18 protein-coding genes are annotated in these 19,088 nt (G+C 54.3%); 6 read left to right on the top strand and 12 right to left on the bottom strand.

What is annotated here, in order from left to right; translation table 11 throughout:
* The first annotated feature begins 257 nt into the window (after positions 1-257).
* A complete protein-coding gene (locus DYU11_RS28290) occupies positions 258-1,016 on the top strand; it encodes a DUF2490 domain-containing protein (protein WP_119671106.1) in 759 nt (252 codons plus the stop codon).
* Between the two features lie 56 nt (positions 1,017-1,072).
* On the opposite strand, the gene DYU11_RS28285 is transcribed toward DYU11_RS28290, so the two are convergent.
* The 8 genes from DYU11_RS28285 to DYU11_RS28250 form a co-directional block, all read right to left on the bottom strand.
* Positions 1,073-1,765: a hypothetical protein gene (locus tag DYU11_RS28285; RefSeq protein WP_119671105.1), complete on the bottom strand. Its 693-nt coding sequence runs from the start codon at positions 1,763-1,765 to the stop codon at positions 1,073-1,075.
* Between the two features lie 175 nt (positions 1,766-1,940).
* Positions 1,941-3,032: a hypothetical protein gene (locus DYU11_RS28280; RefSeq protein WP_119671104.1), complete on the bottom strand. Its 1,092-nt coding sequence runs from the start codon at positions 3,030-3,032 to the stop codon at positions 1,941-1,943.
* A gap of 2 nt (positions 3,033-3,034) precedes the next feature.
* Positions 3,035-3,724, bottom strand: coding sequence for a hypothetical protein (locus tag DYU11_RS28275; RefSeq protein WP_119671103.1), 690 nt, complete (start codon positions 3,722-3,724; stop codon positions 3,035-3,037).
* The gene (locus tag DYU11_RS28270; RefSeq protein WP_229366096.1) at positions 3,699-4,283 is read right to left on the bottom strand and encodes an RNA polymerase sigma factor; all 585 of its coding nucleotides are present in this window, start codon (positions 4,281-4,283) and stop codon (positions 3,699-3,701) included. Before DYU11_RS28270 ends, DYU11_RS28275 begins: the two co-directional genes overlap by 26 nt.
* A gap of 100 nt (positions 4,284-4,383) precedes the next feature.
* Positions 4,384-5,094, bottom strand: a complete 711-nt coding sequence (locus tag DYU11_RS28265) for a head GIN domain-containing protein (protein ID WP_119671101.1) — start codon at positions 5,092-5,094, stop codon at positions 4,384-4,386.
* 282 nt (positions 5,095-5,376) lie between these two features.
* Positions 5,377-7,215 (bottom strand): glutamine--fructose-6-phosphate transaminase (isomerizing), encoded by a 1,839-nt coding sequence (gene glmS / locus DYU11_RS28260; protein ID WP_119671100.1) that lies wholly within the window; start codon positions 7,213-7,215, stop codon positions 5,377-5,379.
* Positions 7,216-7,401: 186 nt separating this feature from the next.
* The gene (locus DYU11_RS28255) at positions 7,402-8,766 is read right to left on the bottom strand and encodes a DUF4270 family protein (protein ID WP_158600382.1); all 1,365 of its coding nucleotides are present in this window, start codon (positions 8,764-8,766) and stop codon (positions 7,402-7,404) included.
* 34 nt (positions 8,767-8,800) lie between these two features.
* Positions 8,801-9,607 (bottom strand): glycogen/starch synthase, encoded by an 807-nt coding sequence (locus tag DYU11_RS28250; RefSeq protein WP_119671098.1) that lies wholly within the window; start codon positions 9,605-9,607, stop codon positions 8,801-8,803.
* Positions 9,608-9,816: 209 nt separating this feature from the next.
* Here DYU11_RS28250 and panC point away from each other — a divergent pair, with 209 nt between their 5' ends.
* Positions 9,817-10,656, top strand: coding sequence for a pantoate--beta-alanine ligase (gene panC, locus DYU11_RS28245; RefSeq protein WP_119671097.1), 840 nt, complete (start codon positions 9,817-9,819; stop codon positions 10,654-10,656).
* 13 nt (positions 10,657-10,669) lie between these two features.
* Here panC and DYU11_RS28240 read toward each other — a convergent pair whose 3' ends face one another.
* From DYU11_RS28240 to DYU11_RS28230, 3 genes are read right to left on the bottom strand one after another with little or no spacing between them, the layout of a single operon-like run.
* Positions 10,670-11,743: a M28 family metallopeptidase gene (locus DYU11_RS28240; RefSeq protein WP_119671096.1), complete on the bottom strand. Its 1,074-nt coding sequence runs from the start codon at positions 11,741-11,743 to the stop codon at positions 10,670-10,672.
* Positions 11,744-11,749: 6 nt separating this feature from the next.
* Complete coding sequence (locus DYU11_RS28235; protein ID WP_119671095.1) at positions 11,750-13,168, bottom strand: insulinase family protein; 1,419 nt, start codon at positions 13,166-13,168, stop codon at positions 11,750-11,752.
* A gap of 54 nt (positions 13,169-13,222) precedes the next feature.
* On the bottom strand, positions 13,223-13,816 hold the full coding sequence (locus tag DYU11_RS28230) for a M15 family metallopeptidase (protein ID WP_374756012.1): 594 nt from the start codon (positions 13,814-13,816) through the stop codon (positions 13,223-13,225).
* Between the two features lie 233 nt (positions 13,817-14,049).
* Between DYU11_RS28230 and DYU11_RS28225 the strand changes: the two genes are divergently transcribed.
* Positions 14,050-15,285 (top strand): spore maturation protein, encoded by a 1,236-nt coding sequence (locus tag DYU11_RS28225; RefSeq protein ID WP_119671093.1) that lies wholly within the window; start codon positions 14,050-14,052, stop codon positions 15,283-15,285.
* 74 nt (positions 15,286-15,359) lie between these two features.
* The gene (locus DYU11_RS33535) at positions 15,360-15,536 is read left to right on the top strand and encodes a hypothetical protein (protein WP_199736815.1); all 177 of its coding nucleotides are present in this window, start codon (positions 15,360-15,362) and stop codon (positions 15,534-15,536) included.
* Positions 15,537-15,547: 11 nt separating this feature from the next.
* Here the strand turns inward: DYU11_RS33535 and DYU11_RS28220 are convergent, their stop codons facing one another.
* Entirely contained in the window at positions 15,548-16,207 is a 660-nt protein-coding gene (locus DYU11_RS28220) for a DUF1345 domain-containing protein (protein ID WP_119671092.1), read from the bottom strand.
* Between DYU11_RS28220 and DYU11_RS28215 the strand changes: the two genes are divergently transcribed.
* The gene (locus DYU11_RS28215) at positions 16,190-17,563 is read left to right on the top strand and encodes an APC family permease (RefSeq protein ID WP_119671091.1); all 1,374 of its coding nucleotides are present in this window, start codon (positions 16,190-16,192) and stop codon (positions 17,561-17,563) included. The two genes, DYU11_RS28220 and DYU11_RS28215, sit on opposite strands and share 18 nt — an antisense overlap.
* Positions 17,564-17,596: 33 nt before the next feature.
* Positions 17,597-18,781: a trans-sulfuration enzyme family protein gene (locus DYU11_RS28210; protein ID WP_119671090.1), complete on the top strand. Its 1,185-nt coding sequence runs from the start codon at positions 17,597-17,599 to the stop codon at positions 18,779-18,781.
* Positions 18,782-19,088 lie beyond the last annotated feature (307 nt).

Genomic DNA, 19,088 nt, shown 5'->3' with positions numbered 1-19,088 from the left:
ATGTTGTGTGTAGTCCGGTGCCGTCCGCTGTTTCCGGCTGGGCACGTCTGTGGTTGTTGACTAATTATCCCTATACTCCCGGTTATAGATAGACTATTAGTACTTATAATCTATTGGAATTATAGAGTTTGCAAAGAAAAAGATATATTGCGCCCACTTCCAAATGAAGGCGTCAAAAATCAGATCTCTTTCGATTGATTCTTACTTTTGAAACAGCCTTTCGTGGAAATATGTAATTATTCACTACCTGCCTGTTTATGCGAAGATTTACACTACTTCTTTTCATCTGTTTCATTCACTTAACTTCCTACGGTCAGACGGCAAGTCAGAATCGTAAACTGGTACTGCCGCAGGAACAAGTCTGGTTTGGTTATTTCAATCAGACCCGGCTAACCAGGCATCTGGGTTTTTGGCTCGACCTTCATCATCGACGTATCGATTTTCTGGACCGGCCTAACCAGAATCTTTTCCGAGGAGCGTTAACGTATTACCTGACGGACAATGTCCGGTTTATGGCGGGCTATGCCTTTGTTGGATCGTATCTGTCGCCGAGTGGTGTGGTTCGGCCCGAACACCGCCCCTGGCAGCAGGTCTGGTGGTCCGGGCGCACCGGTCCGCTCAATGTGGTGCAATGGATTCGGACGGAACAGCGCTTCAACCGCCGTATCCAGGGCGATCAGTTAGCCGACGGGTTTGGGTTCAACTGGCGATTCCGGTATAACTTCCTGCTTCAAGTGCCTTTCAAAGGCCAGACCATTCAGCCGGGCGTGCCTAACTTCGTTCTTCAGGACGAAGTCTTCATTAACGCCGGGAAACAGATCACCTACAACTATTTCGATCAGAACCGCTTCTTCGTGGGGTTATCATATCCGTTCAACAAGCAACTGCTGCTTCAGGCGGGGTATATGAATCTCTTCCAGCAGTTACCTGCCGGCAATGCTTTTGCCAATAATCATACGCTGCGGCTGTTCCTGTTTCATACCCTTGATTTCAGGCCGCAACAGCCAGCGCCATAAATACGAAAAAGCCGCCTGAGATAATCAGGCGGCTTTTTCGTAAAACGTATGGCAGACTAGGCGGCCCGGTTGCTCTGCGGCCGACGCAGGTTCACGTTACGCAGCGGTGTGCGGGCTTCCTCAACGGTTTGCTCCGACACGGCCCCGATGTGGTTGGCCCGCTTCAGTACGTAATCGAACGGTAAGTTGAAGTAGTTCGAGACTTCACTGCGGAAGCTGTCGGGGAATTTCGACAGCCGCAGGCCGAAAAACTTACGAACCTCGGCCTCGGGCAGCAGAGCCGCCAGGGCCACGCGTTCGGCTTCGACCAGCAGGTCGGTCCGCGACGGATATTGGTGATCGAGACCGATTGACGCCGTCAGGACGTTCAGAAACAGGTTTTTGTACATCCCCGACAGTTCGGCGGGCAGAATGACCCAGCCCTGGTTTCGGAAAATCCCGGAGAAGCCGGTAAGGCCCTGCTCACCCCGAATATCACCGGCAATCATTTCGGCCGGGAACCGGAGCTGGTCGGCGCCACTGTCGCGGTCGGCTTTCTGGAGCCGGTAAACAACGGCTTCGACCGGACTTTTCTGAAACAATAAGTTGGCAGGTATAACCTGGGTGCTTTCCCACTGGTCGGTCATCCGCAGAAAAAGGCTTTCGTTGACGGCCAGGTTTTCGGGGCCACCGAGGCTGATGAGCATCCGGCGAAAAGCCGCCAGAAAATCTATTTGAAGCTGGTTTGGATTGTTTTTAGTTCGTGCCATTGCGCGTTCCGCCAGGCGTTGTCCCGGCGTCCATTAGTACGGTTGTCCGATTGAGACAGGACGGTAAATATACGCAATTGGGCGCAGATGGCAAAGTGTTCAGCAAAAGAAAGTTAGGCTGCTGTTTTCCTCTTTATCCGGTGGCTCCGGGTCGCCGGATTGGGTAATGAATCGATCACAACCCTACGGTTAAACGCAGGCCAGGGTATACGTTTTTGACTAAGCCGGTAAAATAGAATTCCGGCTGGACTTTAAACAGCCCATAATGATACACCGTGCTGCTCACGCGAAACGTGTTCGGGTCAAAGTAATTTCCCCTGCGATGAACCGGCACACCGACGTACAGTCCAAGCAGTGTACGACTGGAAGCCGACGTAAGCCCGTTCTTGTTGAAGCGATAAAAGGTAAAACCAACGTTCAGAAAGTCATTCCTGAAGGTCCGGAAGCGTCCATCACCTGTCTCCCGAAAGAAAAAAGAAGACGTATAGCCAATTGTGTAACCAACGTTGTAGTGGCGACCTGGGACAAACTGCGCGTCCAGGTTAAACGAAGGCACCCACTGACTACGAATCAGGCCTACGCTTATTCCGGGCGAAAATCGGATAAATGGACTTCGTGCCAGGCCGGGATTGACAAACCGGGGCGCTTTACCCGCTTCCTGAATGAGATCAAACGACATTTTGGAACTTGTCAGATCATGGCCTTTATACTGTTCTACCGATTCAAATGCCTGATTCAGTCTGGCGTTCAATCCACCATTTTTCAAGAGCGGTTCAATACCCTCCAGATTATTCACAAACAGCTGAATAGAAACGTCGTAATACGGCAGCTGACTACCGGTCTGTCCCCAGACGATCATCAACGTATCCTGTGCGGTCTTTACCTGAACCGGCTCGTCATCGTCGCGGAACCGAAATGATGTGGTCCGCTGCGGGGTTGTTCGCAAGTCAAGCGCCCGATCAGTTGGCGACAGTCGGAATAAGGCATGCGTTGCCACGGTTGGAGGCTGGGCACTATCCCGAACGACCCGGTAATCGGCAACGAACAGGCGCAGTACCGAGTCTACGTTCCGGCGAGCCTGAATCCCGGCGTAGCGGGTAAACCCAAGGAGGAGCGTATTCCGTTGACCCAGATCAATCTCAATATGACTCATCCAATCGTTTGTACGGTTGGAGCCGGACGCCGTTAATCGTCCCTGAACTGGTTGGGCCATAACAGTCCCAACCAGGCTCAGCATGAGCGCGGTAAACAAGACAAGAATTCGCATACTTACTGGTTTGGTTTATTAGTTAAGCGGAGAATAAGTGGCTTTGCTATTTCACCTTCGTCAGGCCGCAACTCCCCCTCATCACCCAGACGCACGAAGTTTTCGGTCTGGTAGAGCTTCGGGCGTTTTTCATCCTCAGCCTGTAGTTCGTTCGCGTGTACTACCCGGAATTGGCGTTTAGGAACCGTAGCCAACGCTTTTGGGACTTCCGGCGTTGAAGGTATTGTTTTAGCGGCAATGCGCAGGGTTTCAGCGGGCATCGCTGTAATGGCCTCAGTCAGCTCTGTCTGTTCGACCAGGTTGCTTTCAGGTACGTTCACCCGTCGGACAGTCCGCTCCCGAACTGCTTTTGCCGACGGATCACGAACCGCGGTTTGTTGCCGAAGAGCCAACGGTCCGACCGGTCTGTTGGTTGGTGTCGATGCAGCCGGCGGCCGATTTGTAACCGACGCAACCTTTTCAGCAGGCTCCAGCTCCAAATAAAGCCAGCTTATCAGCAGGACTGCTGCGCAGGCTGCGGCCAGCCACCAGACGGTACCAACACGGCGTTGCGGAGCTGCCCCCGGCAAGCTGGGATGCATCTGTCTCCATACCTGATCAGCGTTGAATGCAGAGCCGGGTGGTGGTGTATCAGGCAGATCGTTGAGCGCCTGCCGCACCCACTGGTCAAGAGGTTCGTCGGGTTGCTTCATAACCGTAGTTCGTTAACCATTGCTGTAATAAGGCCCGCGCCTTGCTTAGCTGTGATTTTGATGTGTTTTCGCTGATGCTTAATTGTTCAGCAATTTCGCGATGCGTGTAGCCTTCGATGGCGTACAGATTGAAAACCGTGCGGTAGCCAGTCGGAAGCTCCCGAATGAGCGCATAAATTCGTTCTGCATCCAATCCCATATCGGGTAATGGATTCGAATCGGGCTGGATGCCGGCCGTTTCCTCCGACTGAAACAGTGGCAGGCTCCGGTTCGCCCGCAGGTACTGCAAAGCCTCGTTGACAATGATACGTCGCAGCCAGGCTTCCAGTCCGTTATCATCACGGTAAGCAAAATTGCTAATGCTCCGAAACACCTTCATAAAGCCATTCATCAGCACCTCTTCAGCATCTGACTCATTGCGAACGTAACGCAGGCTCACCCGAAAGAGCCGATTCGCATACTGATCAAACAACCGCTTCTGCGCAAAGGCATTGCCTCGTTTGCATTGTTCAATAAGTTGCTGATCCATTTCTTGGCCGGTGCGAGTTGACATCTGCATAAATGCGGGTTTCGCAGAATGCGTTGCCTGAATGTATAAAAAAAGTGCCGGTGGCTTGTTGACAAACCACCGGCACCTGCAAACGAAGACTGGTTACTCCTTATTCCTGCTCAACTGAGCTGGCTCCCGAAACCTTCGAGTTCACGCGGGGGGTACCACGGTAACGAACTTTGCTGGCTCCGGAGGCCGTAACGGTCAGGGCTTCCTTCACCCGGATCTGGGCGTTGCTGGCTCCCGAGACCTCCAGCTCAGCCGCGTCGGTCAGCAGGTCGTACGCATTGAGCTTGCTGGCTCCCGATACGTCGCCGATCAGAACACCGCTGCTGCCATTGACCGTGAGCGCCGATGCACCGGATAACGATGTGGTCAGGCGGGTGGCCGTAACGGCTACGTCGGCTTTTGATGCGCCGGTCAAGTTGATATCAAGACTGTTCACGTTGGGAAAACCGCTGATCGTTGACCGCGACGCCCCCGAGAAGCTAACCGCCCGCAGCGTCGGCATCGTTATCGTGATGAACATATCATGACGTCGGTTGCGCCGGTAGTTGTCGTACTGCGCTGTCAGGGTTCCGTTGCGGACGGCTACAACGAGGTCATTGACGTCGCTTCGGTTACCCCGCGCTTCAACGGCAAAGGTAGTGCCCGGCCGTACGGTGATGCGGAAGGCACTGCCCATATCGAGCCGGTCGAAACCAGACACCGAATAAGTTTGAGTAGTTTCTTCATACGGACCCGAATCCTCGCAGGATACAAAAAACAGGGCGAACAGGGCCAGTACGGCCAGGTGGAAAAAAAGAGGTTGTCGTTTCATACGAATTAAAGTATTTGTTGTGTGACACCTCAAAGGTCTTATACCCCTACCCCTTCTGACAAACCACCCTCACTGAACCGGCGAATATGCGTACTGAAAACGACGAATTCCGGGATAAACAGTTTACGGCCGAACAGACCGTATCAGCCCAAGATTTACCCCATGGCATTCCGTCGGCAGCTCGTTATAACACCACTTTCGGCTGGCCCCGCGCATCGGCTGACACAAAAAAAGCGCAGCGAGTCTCTACCCGTTGCGCTTCAGTACCGGTTGTGTCTGGCCTTATTCCACAGTTACCGACTTGGCCAGGTTTCGGGGCTGGTCTACGTTCCGGCCGCGCATCACGGCTACGTCGTAGGCCAGCAATTGCAGAGGCACTACCGACACCAGCGGCATCAGCACCTCGTGAACCTTCGGAATCTCGATGGTGAAGTCAACCATGCCCGGTAGCTGCGTATCGCCCTCGGTCGTGATGGCAATGACGCGGCCCTTGCGGGCTTTTACCTCCTGAATGTTGGATACAACTTTCTCGTAAGAGCTATCTTTAGTCGCAATGACCACCACCGGCATGTCTTCGTCGATCAGCGCAATGGGGCCGTGCTTCATCTCGGCAGCCGGGTAACCCTCGGCGTGGATGTAGCTGATTTCTTTCAGTTTGAGCGCTCCTTCCAGCGCTACGGGGAAGTTCAGACCGCGACCGAGGTAGATGAAGTTACGGGCGTAGGTGAAAATATAGGCAATCTCCTTGATCTTCTCGGCAGCCTGCAGCACCTTTTCCACTTTCGCCGGAATACTTTCCAGTTCGACCAGCAACTGCCGGAACAGGCTATCGGCAATAACTCCTTTTCGTTGAGCCGCGGCCAGGGCCATCAGCGTCAGTACGGTTACCTGCGCCGTGAACGCCTTCGTACTGGCCACCCCGATTTCCGGTCCGGCGTGGGTATACGCCCCCGCGTGGGTTGCCCGCGCAATCGACGAGCCCACTACGTTGCAGACCCCGAAAATGGTAGCCCCTTTCGACTTGGCCAGTTCGATAGCCGCCAGGGTATCGGCGGTTTCGCCCGACTGCGAGATGGCAATGACAATATCCCCTTCGCTGATAATCGGGTTGCGATAGCGAAACTCCGATGCGTATTCGACCTCAACCGGAATCCGGGCCAGTTCCTCGAAGATGTATTCGGCCACCAGCCCGGCGTGCCAGGACGTACCGCAGCCAACGATAACGATTCGCTTGGAAGCTGCCAGTTTATCCAGATAGTCGCGCAGGCCACCAAGCAGGAGCAGACCGGTATCGGCGTTCACCCGCCCCCGCATACTGTCGGCTATGGAGCGCGGCTGTTCGAAGATCTCCTTCAGCATGAAGTGATCAAAGCCGCCTTTCTCGATGGCTTCCAGTTCCAGTTCTACCTTGTGGACGTAAGGGGTCGTGGTCGTGTTGTCGAGGGTAATGATCCGCAGCGAACCGTCTTTGATCACCGCGATTTCGTAATCATTCAGGTACACTACGTCTTTTGTATACTCAATGATAGGCGTCGCATCGGATGCGCAGAAAAACTCGCCCTCGCCGATACCAATCACCAACGGGCTACCTTTGCGGGCCGCGATCAACTGGTTGGGATCGTCTTCGGTCATGATCACGATGGCATACGCCCCGACCACCTCCTGCAGCGCCAGCCGAACGGCCTCTTCAAGGGTTCCACCCTGGTTTTCCCAGATATCCTCAATGAACTGCCCCAGCACCTCTGTATCAGTTTCACTGGCAAACGTATGGCCTTTCCGAATCAGGTTCTCCTTGATGGTTGCGTAGTTCTCGATAATACCATTGTGGATGATCGCGAGCTTCCGGTGAAACGAGTAGTGCGGGTGCGCGTTTACGTCGTTCGGTTCACCGTGGGTAGCCCAGCGGGTGTGCCCCATCCCGATTTTTGCGGGCAGGTTGCGTCCATTGAGCTCCTGCTCCAGCGCCGACACCTTTCCCTTTTTTTTATACACCTTCAGGCCATCGCCGTTCAGCAGCGCTACACCCGCGCTGTCGTAGCCACGGTACTCAAGCCGCTTTAGCCCTTTGATTACCAGCGGACACGCTTCCCGGTGTCCAATGTATGCTACAATGCCGCACATAATCAGTTATTTGTTTTCGGTTGATCGGTCTACGGGTGGTGGTGCAGAAGACGCCAAGATACGGCGAAATACCGCAATACCGAATACTCACGTAACCGATTTAATCGAATTATAAAATAAAAAAGCCCATTAGTATCACCTACGCGTATATCCGTAGATAAATGATACTAATGGGTTCACTGTTTCCTAGCGGGAAACGGTATAGAACACGACCAGTCTGGCACTCGCGTCGCCATCCAGCACAGCCTGTGTTACCTGATCGTTGACGTAATAAAACTGGGCGAAGGATAAACCACCCTGACTGTTTACAGGCGACAACGAATTGAGGCCCGGCGTTATAATCGCCAATCCATCGTTCGGTGTCAGCCCCGCAATGATTGACTGAAAGTAACCACTTAGCTGAAGTGTATATGAATTCGTCCGACTATCGTACCGCGCCACCTGCGGAGCAGTCCATGAGCTTTCGATTCGATCGAACAGGACCTGCGGTGCCTGAACCAGCTGCAGAAACTGGTTGGGCGACGTACGTAACAGGCGGTTCTGTGCATTAACTTCACCCAACGCCAGGAAAGGCGGCTGATAATACAACCCACTCGGCGGAGCCTTGGGCGTAATGATCAGATCGGCGCGGTTAATCGCAATCCGGCCCTGCTGCTTCAGGTTGTCCAGGCCCGGAAACTGCAACTTGGTCGTTACACCGGTTGCTGCCTGAATGAACGTCCGCCCACCCACGGCCGACGCCCGGAGGGCCTGCTGCGGCCCCAGATTGGCCAGTGGTGTTCCAGACCGGTCGGCTTTAATCTGGTTGAACCGCGCTCCACTCAGCAGAAAATCCTGAGTAGAACTGGTCGTGGCACCCGCTCTGTGATAAAATAGCCGGACAAACGCTACACTGTTCGCATCAATTGCGTCAAATCCCAGCAGGGCCGCGTTCGTAGCCGACTGCGACGTAATGGCCAATCCCCTGAACTGCTCCTGGAAGGCGGCATTCGTTTTAGCGGCATCCTTGTTCGCGATCGACAGCAGATCCCGTCCAAACGCATCCGACACCGTAAAGCTTACCTGACGAGTCGTATTGGGCCGGGGCGTAATGGTGCGCCGGGCAATCGGCTCGCTTTCGTACGGTATGCTGCTGTTGATGTCGTAATTGACTGTTGCGCTGAGTGGCTGCGTCAGGCGATGTATCCGAAGTTCCTGTGACTGAAGCGTATCGCCGTATACGTATGATGTTGTCACATACAACCGCGTTGAGTCGTAAACCAACTGCTCCGCCGGGACAACCGTGCTTCCGTCTTTCGGCTCAAACGTAGTTCCCCCAAGTGTCAGTTGCGTAAAAGCGGTTGCCTGTACTTTACCAAAGGTCGGGTCCGAATAGCGCCCTACCAGAAAACTCCGACTCAGGTACGACCGGGTCGAATCCAGCAGGATGGTCGACCGCTGTACGCTGATCGTATCTGTATACAAGACGTCCACCGGCGTGGTGGGCGGAAGACCAATTTCTTTCGGTTCTTCGCAGGCAATTACCCCCGCTATCGCACCGGTCAGCAGCATCAATCGTACGAGGATTGGTCTCGTACGACCAAATTTAGCCAGCCAGTTGCGTGTACAGGTTGTAATAGCGGTCCGCGACATCTTCATCTTCGGTGAATTCAAATTTATGTTCTGGTAGTTCATTCAAAATGGCGTTCAGGCTCTCGCTCGACTCTTCGTCGGCCCGCACCACCGCATCCGCGTAGGTAGAACCAATCCGGATAAAGCCCTGGAAATCCGCCGACTTCAACGCTTCCAGCATGGAATCGTCGATATCCATCATGCGGGCCTTCTCGATGATATCGCCATTGAAGCGGTGCTCAAACGCATTGTTATAAACCGTAAAGACCGACTTGGTGTCCTTGAACATGGGGTCATTCTTGTAGGTCGTTTTGAGGTAAAGCGGAATCAGAGCCGTCATCCAGTCGTTGCAGTGCACGATGTCCGGTGCCCAGCCCAGCTTCTTCACCGTTTCCAGTACCCCCTTGCAGAAGAAAATCGCCCGTTCGTCGTTGTCAGCGTAGAAGCGGTTCTCTTTGTCATGAAAAACGTACTTCCGCTGGAAATAGTCTTCATTATCAATAAAATAAACCTGTAATTTAGCCGTTGGAATGGAAGCGACCTTGATTATCAACGGCTTTTCCTCATCGCCTACCGCGATATTGATACCCGACAGCCGTACCACCTCATGCAGCCGGTTCTTGCGCTCATTGATCAACCCAAAACGCGGCACGAGAATACGAATTTCCATGCCCCGCTCCTGCATGGCCTGTGGCAATTTGCGGACAAAATCAGCAACATCAGATGTTTTCAGGAAAGGGTTGATTTCGCTGGCAACGTAGAGGATACGTAATTTGCTCATATAGTACGGACGGGATATGATGATCGAGTTTACCTAAAAAACTTGCAAAATTATACAATTTTTTCCCGTATTTCAATAAGCTTTGCGCAAAAAAAGCGAAGGAACAGGAACATAAAGTAGGCCATTCGGGTAAACTATTCCGGGCGTAATCCGGAAGATTCCCGCTTCGTTTTTAGCCCTGCATTCCTGTTTCCGCCCGTTCTGCCCTCATGCATTATTTCGATACCATCGCTGCCCTCCGAAGTTTCTTTCACACCAGCCGCACTACGCACCAACTTGGTCTTGTGCCTACCATGGGTGCCCTGCACGACGGGCACCTGACCTTGGTTGAAGCGGCCCGACACCAGTCGGACCTGGTAGTGACCAGCATCTTTGTCAATCCGGTCCAGTTCAATAACCCCGACGACCTCGCCCGCTATCCCCGCACGCTCGAAGCCGATCTTGAGGCCCTTGAAGCAGCCGGCTGCGACGTCGTGTTTGCGCCGTCAGTCGACGAAATGTATGCTGAACCACCTCTCCTGCGGCTGCACTTCGGCGAACTGGAAACGGTCATGGAGGGGGCCTTCCGGCCGGGACACTTCAACGGCGTTGGTATTGTGGTGGCCAAGCTGTTCAACATCGTGCAGCCCGACCGCGCCTTTTTCGGACAGAAGGATTTACAGCAGGTGGCCGTTGTTCGGCGGCTGATCCGCGACCTGAGTTTTCCCGTCGAACTGATCCGTTGCCCAACGATCCGCGAAGCCGACGGTCTGGCCATGTCGTCGCGCAACCGCAACCTTACCCCCGAAGAACGCGAACTGGCTCCGGCCCTGTATCAGGCCCTGACGCTCGCCCACGACCTGCTTGCCGAAGGCCAGAGCCCTGCCCAGGCCAAAGCGGCCGTTACGGGGTATTTCGCTACACGTCCCGGTTTTCAACTGGAGTACATCGAGGTAGCCAATGCCGATACGCTGCAACCGGTAGCCGAAGTGCTGGCCCCCGGACAAACGGCGGTCTGCATCGCGGCCCATTTAGGAAACGTACGGTTGATTGACAATGTGGTGTTTTAACGTCTGATAAAGTTTATTCACGTCCCTCGTTGGCGATCGCCCAAACTGTCTGGAAAATTAACGTAGCCCGCTTTTGCAGCACATTGTATTCAATTCGGTCGGCGGTGTCGGTTGGGCGGTGGTAGTCGATGTGCGACCCGCTCGTGAAGAGCACAGCCGGTATCCCGAACGCGGCAAAGCTATACTGGTCAGAACGTTTAAAGTGAAATTCAGGATCGTTTTTGGTATCATAGCCTTCCCGGTTCAGCGATAACCCAACGGATTGTCGATTGGCCCGGTCAGCCAGCTTTTTAAACGAATTGGCCTGCTCATTACCGATCAGATAGCAATAGTCGGGTATTCGTTTATGCTGGAAATCGATCCGGCCAACCATATCTACGTTCAGTACGCCTTTAATCTGCTGCAACTGAACCGGGCTGTTGTACACAAAAAAACGGGACCCCAGCAAGCCGTCTTCCTCGCCCGAAAAAAGCAGGAATAGCACGCTCCGGCGGGGTCTTATGCCGAGCTGGGCCAGACTATCAAAAGCAGCCGCTACGCCCATCACCACGGCTGTTCCAGACGCATTGTCGTCGGCACCGTGGAAGATACGCGTTCCCTGGCAGCCGAGGTGATCGTAATGCGCGGACAGAACGAGTATTTCCTTTTTGAGATCGGTGCCAATCAGCAGCCCTCCTACGTTAATGGCCGTCTGAACGCGGCTGCTGTCCTCGGCCGTACTGGGCAGTGGGGCCAACTCACGCAGTTTGTACCGCTCCTTTGTGTCGTAAACACCGGTCCGCCCAAAGGGAGCCACTTCGGTAGTTGTGAACGCGTAGAATTGTCGATACGTGGCACTGACCGAATCGATTCTGAACGGAGCGATCAGGTGACTCTGCCTGAATGTTCGAATACAGTAATTAGCCGCCTTTACCTGCCCATCGGTACCCGTTTCGCGGCCCCGTAAACTATCGGAGGCTAAAAAATAAACGTGTTTTCTGAGCAGGCCACCCGAAACAGTAACCGGCGACACATCGGTCTGGGCAACGCTCCGGGTGATTGCCCCTACGTACATCAGGAATAGAATGACTCGGAACGTATTGATCATGACTACTTACCGGCGCGACTCTGGCAGAAAGGTCAACGAAATTACGTCCCTGGTTGTGGCGAACCGACGGGCCGTATCCTGCAGGTGTTTGGCCGTAGCGACTTTCGCGCCTGTGTTGGACTGCATCGGCCAGTCACCGGCGTAAATCGAAGTCCACAAAAGCAGATTCCAGAAATAGCCGCTTTGGTTGGCATATGCTTCATTCTGCGCAGCCCTCGCCTTATAGGGTTCGGCTTCTGCATCCGTAATCGGCTCCTGAAGCAATCGCTTCAGCTCCGTACCAAGCACGGCTTTAACGCCATTTACCTGTTCCGGCTGACAGGTCACCTTCACTAATACACCAACCCGGCGATTCTGCCGGCTGACACCATTCACAATACCGCCGGGCTGTCTGGCAACCAGCACCTGATTGCTCAGGCCACCTTGCTTCAGACGCTCACTCAGGCGTTTCTGGAAAACGCGGGCGAATACATCCACCAGATTGGTTTCACCCGGCACCACTGTCCTGTACGTAGTCAGAAGCACCTCGCTGACAACCGCCGAGCCAGCCTTGGGTAGATAGCTAACTTTTTGTAGGCGCGAAACCGGAAAACTACAATCATCCCGTAGTTTCAGACGAGTCTTTTTAGTCGATGAAGGCCAATTACCCGGGTATTGCTGTAGCAGCCGAATGACGGCCTCCAGCTCAAAATTGCCGGCAATGGTGCATCTGATCTGGTTAGCGTTTCCGTAGGCCTCCCTGAACAGCGCATAAGCCCGGCCCGGGCTTATGTCGGCAAGATTATCGGCGGTTAATTGGTCCGCCGGGCAATTCAGCACATGACGTAACGTATCCGATACGATTTCTTCCAGACTTGGCTCTCTGGCCCGGCGAATCGTCACATTCGTCGCCGGGCGACGATATCCCGCAATTAAGCCTGTCAGAGCCGCCCGATACGCTGATGTATCGGCTGAAGGCTGGGTAACAAATGCGTGTAAAACCTGGAATGCTGCTTCTAACTGGCTTTTGCCGGTTTGCAAATCGACTCCCGTAGATAACCGGTTTCCCGTTGGTGTCATGTACATCCGGCGACTTTTCAGGTAGCTCTCCAGTTGCCTCGCGTTCAGGTTAGCGACGCCCGACTTACGAACCAGGTAGCTCGCAATACGTAGAGTTGTTAGATCCCTGCCGGAATAAGCAGTTGGCTGATACAGCCGTTCCAGTTTGATGTACACACTGGAATCAGCCGGATTGGTTGTGTTACCCGTTACCGGGCGAAGGGCTACCTGAAGGCCATTTGCCAGTGTAACATACGTAACACCAAACTCGGCCTGGAACTGCCGCTCCGCTATTGCGACGGGAGTCAATTTGGGTAAACGTAGCGTGTCGGCGGCAGGTTGAGCAAACGCCAAAGCAGGCAATAAGCAGAAAAGAAGTAGTCTCATATGATGGCAACGCCTTTTAACGAAAGGCTATTGCGTATGATGCTGAATCGATACTTACTCCACAATCCGGAACACCATTTTAGCTTTTTCCCGCGAGAGCGCGTTGAAATGCCACCATTCAAACTCGATGGGACTGAAGCCACCGGCCCGCATGGCGTCGCGCAGGATTCGGCGATTCTCGACCTGCTGCTTCGTTAGTTTACCGGCTTTCAGTAATTCTTCTTCTCTGGACGGGTAAGCCAGTTCGCCGAAGAAATCGTATTTCGTACCCATGTCCAGCGCCTTCCCGTCTTTGGTAGCCACGGTCAGGTCAACTGCGCAGCCGTAGTTGTGGATTGAGCCTTTGCGCGGATCGGCTACGTATTTCTGCCGCTCCCGCTCGGGCAGGTCGGGCAGGGCGTTCCAGAGTTTCCACTGGGCCGCACGGGGCCGGGCCGCGTCGTATACCAGCAGCCGCAGATCGGGATGCTTCGCCTGAAGAGACCGACTCGCCTTCGCCAGCTTCTGGGCCGCCATTGGCTGCATGTAGGCCCGCGTTAGTTCGCCGTAGACGTCCTTCCCTACAAAATTATCGGTCGTTGAATATTTCAGTTCCACCAGAATACTCGGGTCTACCTGCTGAACGTCAACGAGCTTCTGGCTAATCATCGCCTGTTCGAGCGACTGGGCATGGAGGGCATAAGCGGAAAAGAGAATAAGCGACGCAACAAATATTGAACGAGCGACTAAGACAGAAACGCAGCGCTTCATGGACCAGAGGGTAATAGTGTATGTTGATTTATGCTGAACAATGGTGTAAACTTACGGCATTTATAACTAAACATACAGGATGAACAAGCGAAGAGAAGAGCTCTTTCGCTCATTCACTCTCCCTCCTTTTAATGGCCTTAAACTACATCTGGGTTGCTTTCTTCCTTGTTGCCTTCGTTGTTGCGCTCATTAAACTCATCGTCTTCGGCGACACCGAAATCTTCAAAACCATTGTTGAGGGTCTGTTCGATTCGGCAAAAGTGGCCGTCATCGACATTGCGCTGCCGCTGGCGGGCGTGATGACGTTCTTTCTGGGCCTGCTCAACATTGGCGAGAAAGCCGGAGCCATCAACTTCATTGCCCGGATCATCGGTCCTTTTTTCAACAAGCTGTTTCCCGAGGTTCCTAAGGACCACCCTGCCAACGGCCAGATGATCATGAACTTCTCGGCCAATATGCTCGGCCTCGACAATGCCGCTACGCCCTTTGGCCTGCGGGCAATGGAAAGTCTGCAAAGCCTGAACCCCAACAAAGACTCGGCCTCAAACGCGCAGATCATGTTTCTGGTTCTGCACACCTCCGGCCTGACGATCATCCCACTCAGCATCATGGCGCAGCGGGCGATTCTGGGGGCGCAGAACCCCGCTGACATCTTTATTCCCTGCGTCATCGGTACGTACGTGACAACCGTAGTGTCGATGATCACGGTGGCCATTCGGCAACGCATCAACCTGCTGAACGGAACTGTAATCGGCTGGCTGGGGGGCATTACCGCCCTGATTGTCCTGGCGCTCTGGGCCCTGAGCGGCCGACCTAAGGAAGAGGTCGAAGCCGTTTCGAAAGTGGTCGGTAACGTACTGCTGTTTTCGATCATTGTTTCGTTTCTGGCCGGGGCGCTGCTCCGAAAAGTAGACATCTTCAGTACGTTCATCGAAGGCGCGAAGGGCGGGTTCGACACGTCTGTCCGAATCATACCGTACCTGGTGGGGATGCTGGTCGCCATCAGCGCCTTCCGGAACGCCGGCGCGATGGATTACCTTGTCGACGGCATGAAGTACGTGATCGGCCTGACGGGCGTTAACACCGATTTTACGGATGCTCTGCCCGTTGCGCTGATGAAACCCCTCAGCGGTTCGGGTGCCCGGGCGCTCATGATCGACGCCATGAAACAGTTTGGTCCCGACTCGTTTGTAGGGCGGCTCGTCTGCATTTTTCAGGGGTCGGCCGACACAACGTTCTACATCGTGGCGCTGTATTTCGGCTCGGTCGGCATCAAAAACACCCGCTACGCCATCCCGTATGGCCTGTTCGCCGACCTGATCGGCGTAGTGGCGGGCATTGCCCTGGGTTACCTGTTCTTTCACTAACTCAGCCGGTCGTTTTCCAAACAATCCGGTTGGACGACAAATTGTATCCAGACAACTAAAGACGCACCCCAGCCATGAATATTAACCAGGTTCGCGAACAACTCCACCGCCTGATCGACGAAGTGGACGACCTTTACGTACTTAACGGACTGTACCGGAATCTGCTGGCCGACAAGCGCCAGCGCGACGAGTATGAGAAGGAACAGCAGGCCAAAGCCAATACCGAAAAAGGCCGGTCGGGCCGGCGCTAGTACCTTTCTGGTCAAAGAACCCCGGCCAGAGCGTTGATACTCAAAGCTATAATCACGGTATTGAAACCAAACGACAGTACCCCGTGCAGCAGGGCCGTACGACGCATCGGGCGGGAGGTAATCTGTACGTCGGATACCTGGCTGGTCATGCCGATGACAAAGGCGAAATACGCGAAGTCCAGATAGTCGGGTTCCGGCTCCCGCGGAAAATCCAGCCCACCGACGGGTTTGGCCAGATGAGGACTGTCGCCATAGTACAGGTGGGCATACCGGAGGGTGAACACAGTATGCACCAGACTCCAGGAACAAACCACGGCCAGTAACGCCAGCAGACTATGCTCTCCCCGGTGCCGATCGTTCATCGCGTTCAGTAACGCAACCACCGCTGATAAGCTCGCTACGGCGGCAAAAACAATAAAAAGAAAAATGAAGGTGCGACTCGAATCCTGAATCCGGGATAATTTCGGTAATTCGCGGGGATGCGCATTCAGGATGGATGTCCACATCAGGCTGAGTACCGTGCTGGCATACGACACCCACAGGATGGTAATGCGGTCGGGCCAGTTCAACGTGTCGGGCAGAAACGCCAGTACCAGCAGCATAACGCCCAGCGCAATCAGCAACCGATGGTGAGCATCTAAACGACTTATCCGATGAATGTAAGCAGTCATGAACGTGGGCAATCAACCGGGGAGAAAAGTAAGGAAGCCGGGGTTACCATCCAACCGAAACTTTCGGCCTTCGACCTGACGATGATTGTCGTTAGCCTGGTCATCGGTATTGGTATTTTTCGCACCCCCACCCTGGTCGCGCAGTCGGCTCAGAGCCCCGGCGTTTTTTTCGCGGCCTGGATCGCGGGCGGACTGGTCAGCCTCTGCGGAGCGCTCACGTATGCCGAGATCGGTTCGCGGTACCCCGTAGCGGGTGGGTTCTACAAACTCATTTCCGAGGCCTTCCATCCGGTTTTTGCGTTCATGCTGAACTGGGTCATCGTGCTGACCTACGGGGCCGGCAACATTGGCGTGGCTCTGATCGGCGCCGAATACATCAACCCGCTCCTGCCCGATACGCTCCATGGTCCCGTTGGTATTCGCGGCACCGCCATTGCCACCGTCCTGCTTTTCTACGTCATTAACCTGCTCGGGATTCGGTCGGGGGCACGTACTCAGAACCTGCTGAGCGGCCTGAAGGTGGTGCTGATGCTGATTCTCTGCGCGGGCGTGTTCATAACGCCGACGCTGCTTTCCGGCCCTACGTCTTCAACCCTCACTACGCCTTCGAGCGTTGGCACGGCCTTTTTTGTAAGCCTCATCGCCGTCTTTTACACCTACGGCGGTTATCAGCAGGTGCTGAATTTTGGGGCCGACATCAAACAGCCAACCCGCAACGCCCCCCGGGGTGTTATCGGCGGCATGGTGCTGATCATGGCCCTGTACCTGAGCCTGAATTATGCGTACTTCCGGCAGCTGGGGTTCGACGGGCTGGCGGGATCGACGCTGATCGCGGCTGATCTGGCCCGGGCGCTGTTCGGCGACTGGGGTTTTGTGCTGTTCTCGATCGCCATTTTCATTTCCGTGCTGGGCTACCTGAATGCGAGCCTGCTTTCCCTACCCCGGGTTTATTACGCCATGGCCGACGACGGTGTGCTGCCACCCATCTTCAAGCGGGTCAACACCCGTACCCAGACGCAGGAGTTTGCGCTGACCTTCCTGGTGGTTATCATGCTGCTGTCGTTGTTCTTCCTCGGCACGTTCGAAAAGATTGTCAGCTACGTCATGTCGATCGACACGATTGCGCTGGCCAGTGCAGCCGCTACGTTGTTTGTCTTTCGCCGTCGGGTAAAAGGCAATGATCCGTTCACGGGTTACCGGGTCTGGGCGTATCCGTGGCTGCCCCTGCTCTTCATCGGCTTCCTGATCATTGTTTCCATCAACGTCGTTCTGAATGACCCCGGTCCGGCGGCCATTGGCTGGGGATTGTTTCTGAGCGGCTGGCCACTGTATTACCTTTTAAAACGCTTGGTTTAACCGGAATGCCCCGGTGAACCCTAACACGTAACAATGGACGTATCCTACATTCTGAACGAGCTGGGCGAAGACCGCGACCAGTATTTCAACGCCGTTGCCCCGCCCATCATCCAGACGAGTAATTTCACGTTTCCGAACGTAGCGGCCATGCGAGCCGACCTTCAGTATGAACACGACCGGCATTTTTACACGCGTGGCAACAACCCAACCGTCAAGATTTTACGCCAGAAACTGGCCGCTCTTGAAGGAGCCGAAGACGCGCTGGTGCTGGCCAGCGGTAGTGCCGCGATCGGGTCGGCGGTGCTGGCCAACGTAGCGCAGGGCGATCACATCGTTTCCGTTGCCAAACCGTACAGTTGGACTGAACGGCTCATGCGTGATTACCTGCCCCGCTTCGGCGTCACCACTACGTTCGTTGACGGCACCGACCCCGCCAACTTTGAGCGGGCCATCCAGACCAACACCAAAGTCATCTACCTCGAATCGCCCAATTCCTTTACGTTCGAACTGCAGGATATCGCGGCCGTGGCGCAGATCGCCCGGTTGCGGGGCATCGTGACGATGATCGACAACAGTTACAGTACCCCTTTGTACCAGCGCCCCATTGAGCTGGGCATCGACATTTCCCTCCACTCGGCGTCGAAGTACATCGGGGGGCATTCCGACCTAGTAGCCGGGGTCCTCTGCGGGTCGAAGGCGATGATCAACAAGATTTTTTACGGTGAATACATGACGCTCGGCGGTATCATCTCTCCGCAGAACGCCTGGCTGATGATCCGTGGGTTACGTACCCTGCCGCTGCGTCTCGAACGAAGCAGCCAGAGCGCCCGGCAGATCGTTGCCTTATTGGAAAGCCATCCGGCGGTCCGGCGGGTGTACTACCCTTTCTCCGAGACGCATCCACAGCATGCACTGGCGCGTCGGCAGATGAGCGGCTGCGGGGGCTTACTGACCTTCTCGCTCAACACCGACCAGATCAAAGCGGTAGATACGTTTGCCGACTCACTCAGGCGTTTTATTCTGGGGGTTTCGTGGGGTGGTCACGAATCACTGGTGTTTCCGGCCAGTGTCGGGTTCGCCTTATCCGACGAAGCCTCGCAGGAGCCCAATCCGCCAACCCGCTCTGACTTCAATCTGGTTCGGCTCTACATCGGCCTGGAGGATCCGGACGTGCTGCTGGCGGATCTGAACCAAGCCCTCGATGGCGTTCCATTATAACAGTTTCAGGCTTACACCTGTGTATGGATAGTTCAATTCGCCACGTAATCCAGTGGACTAACCATACGCTTGTCCACATAAAATTAATTGTACTTTTCTCATGAAAGCCCCTTAGCCGGCTCTGGCAGAGCCGGCTATTTTTTACCGCTTAATCAACGGATTATGTACAAATCATGCCTCAATTAGTTGTCTTTTATCCATATAAACATTATAGGATTTAAAATTAAATATTGACTAAACTTCATTCGGCAAAATATTTTTTAATAATATCAATTTAATCAAAATAAAATTTGCCTTTCTGGTTTTG

Origin of the sequence: Fibrisoma montanum, assembly GCF_003583365.1 — a bacterium.
Classification (GTDB): domain Bacteria; phylum Bacteroidota; class Bacteroidia; order Cytophagales; family Spirosomataceae; genus Fibrisoma; species Fibrisoma montanum.
This window is presented reverse-complemented; position numbering and strand designations above follow the sequence as displayed.

Coding starts and splice junctions, on each gene's coding strand:
- DYU11_RS28290 (WP_119671106.1), top strand. CDS start 258: ATGCGAAGATTTACACTACTTCTTTTCATCTGTTTCATTCACTTAACT.
- DYU11_RS28285 (WP_119671105.1), bottom strand. CDS start 1,765: ATGGCACGAACTAAAAACAATCCAAACCAGCTTCAAATAGATTTTCTG.
- DYU11_RS28280 (WP_119671104.1), bottom strand. CDS start 3,032: ATGCGAATTCTTGTCTTGTTTACCGCGCTCATGCTGAGCCTGGTTGGG.
- DYU11_RS28275 (WP_119671103.1), bottom strand. CDS start 3,724: ATGAAGCAACCCGACGAACCTCTTGACCAGTGGGTGCGGCAGGCGCTC.
- DYU11_RS28270 (WP_229366096.1), bottom strand. CDS start 4,283: ATGCAGATGTCAACTCGCACCGGCCAAGAAATGGATCAGCAACTTATT.
- DYU11_RS28265 (WP_119671101.1), bottom strand. CDS start 5,094: ATGAAACGACAACCTCTTTTTTTCCACCTGGCCGTACTGGCCCTGTTC.
- glmS (WP_119671100.1), bottom strand. CDS start 7,215: ATGTGCGGCATTGTAGCATACATTGGACACCGGGAAGCGTGTCCGCTG.
- DYU11_RS28255 (WP_158600382.1), bottom strand. CDS start 8,766: ATGCTGCTGACCGGTGCGATAGCGGGGGTAATTGCCTGCGAAGAACCG.
- DYU11_RS28250 (WP_119671098.1), bottom strand. CDS start 9,607: ATGAGCAAATTACGTATCCTCTACGTTGCCAGCGAAATCAACCCTTTC.
- panC (WP_119671097.1), top strand. CDS start 9,817: ATGCATTATTTCGATACCATCGCTGCCCTCCGAAGTTTCTTTCACACC.
- DYU11_RS28240 (WP_119671096.1), bottom strand. CDS start 11,743: ATGATCAATACGTTCCGAGTCATTCTATTCCTGATGTACGTAGGGGCA.
- DYU11_RS28235 (WP_119671095.1), bottom strand. CDS start 13,168: ATGAGACTACTTCTTTTCTGCTTATTGCCTGCTTTGGCGTTTGCTCAA.
- DYU11_RS28230 (WP_374756012.1), bottom strand. CDS start 13,816: ATGATTAGCCAGAAGCTCGTTGACGTTCAGCAGGTAGACCCGAGTATT.
- DYU11_RS28225 (WP_119671093.1), top strand. CDS start 14,050: ATGGCCTTAAACTACATCTGGGTTGCTTTCTTCCTTGTTGCCTTCGTT.
- DYU11_RS33535 (WP_199736815.1), top strand. CDS start 15,360: ATGAATATTAACCAGGTTCGCGAACAACTCCACCGCCTGATCGACGAA.
- DYU11_RS28215 (WP_119671091.1), top strand. CDS start 16,190: ATGAATGTAAGCAGTCATGAACGTGGGCAATCAACCGGGGAGAAAAGT.
- DYU11_RS28220 (WP_119671092.1), bottom strand. CDS start 16,207: ATGACTGCTTACATTCATCGGATAAGTCGTTTAGATGCTCACCATCGG.
- DYU11_RS28210 (WP_119671090.1), top strand. CDS start 17,597: ATGGACGTATCCTACATTCTGAACGAGCTGGGCGAAGACCGCGACCAG.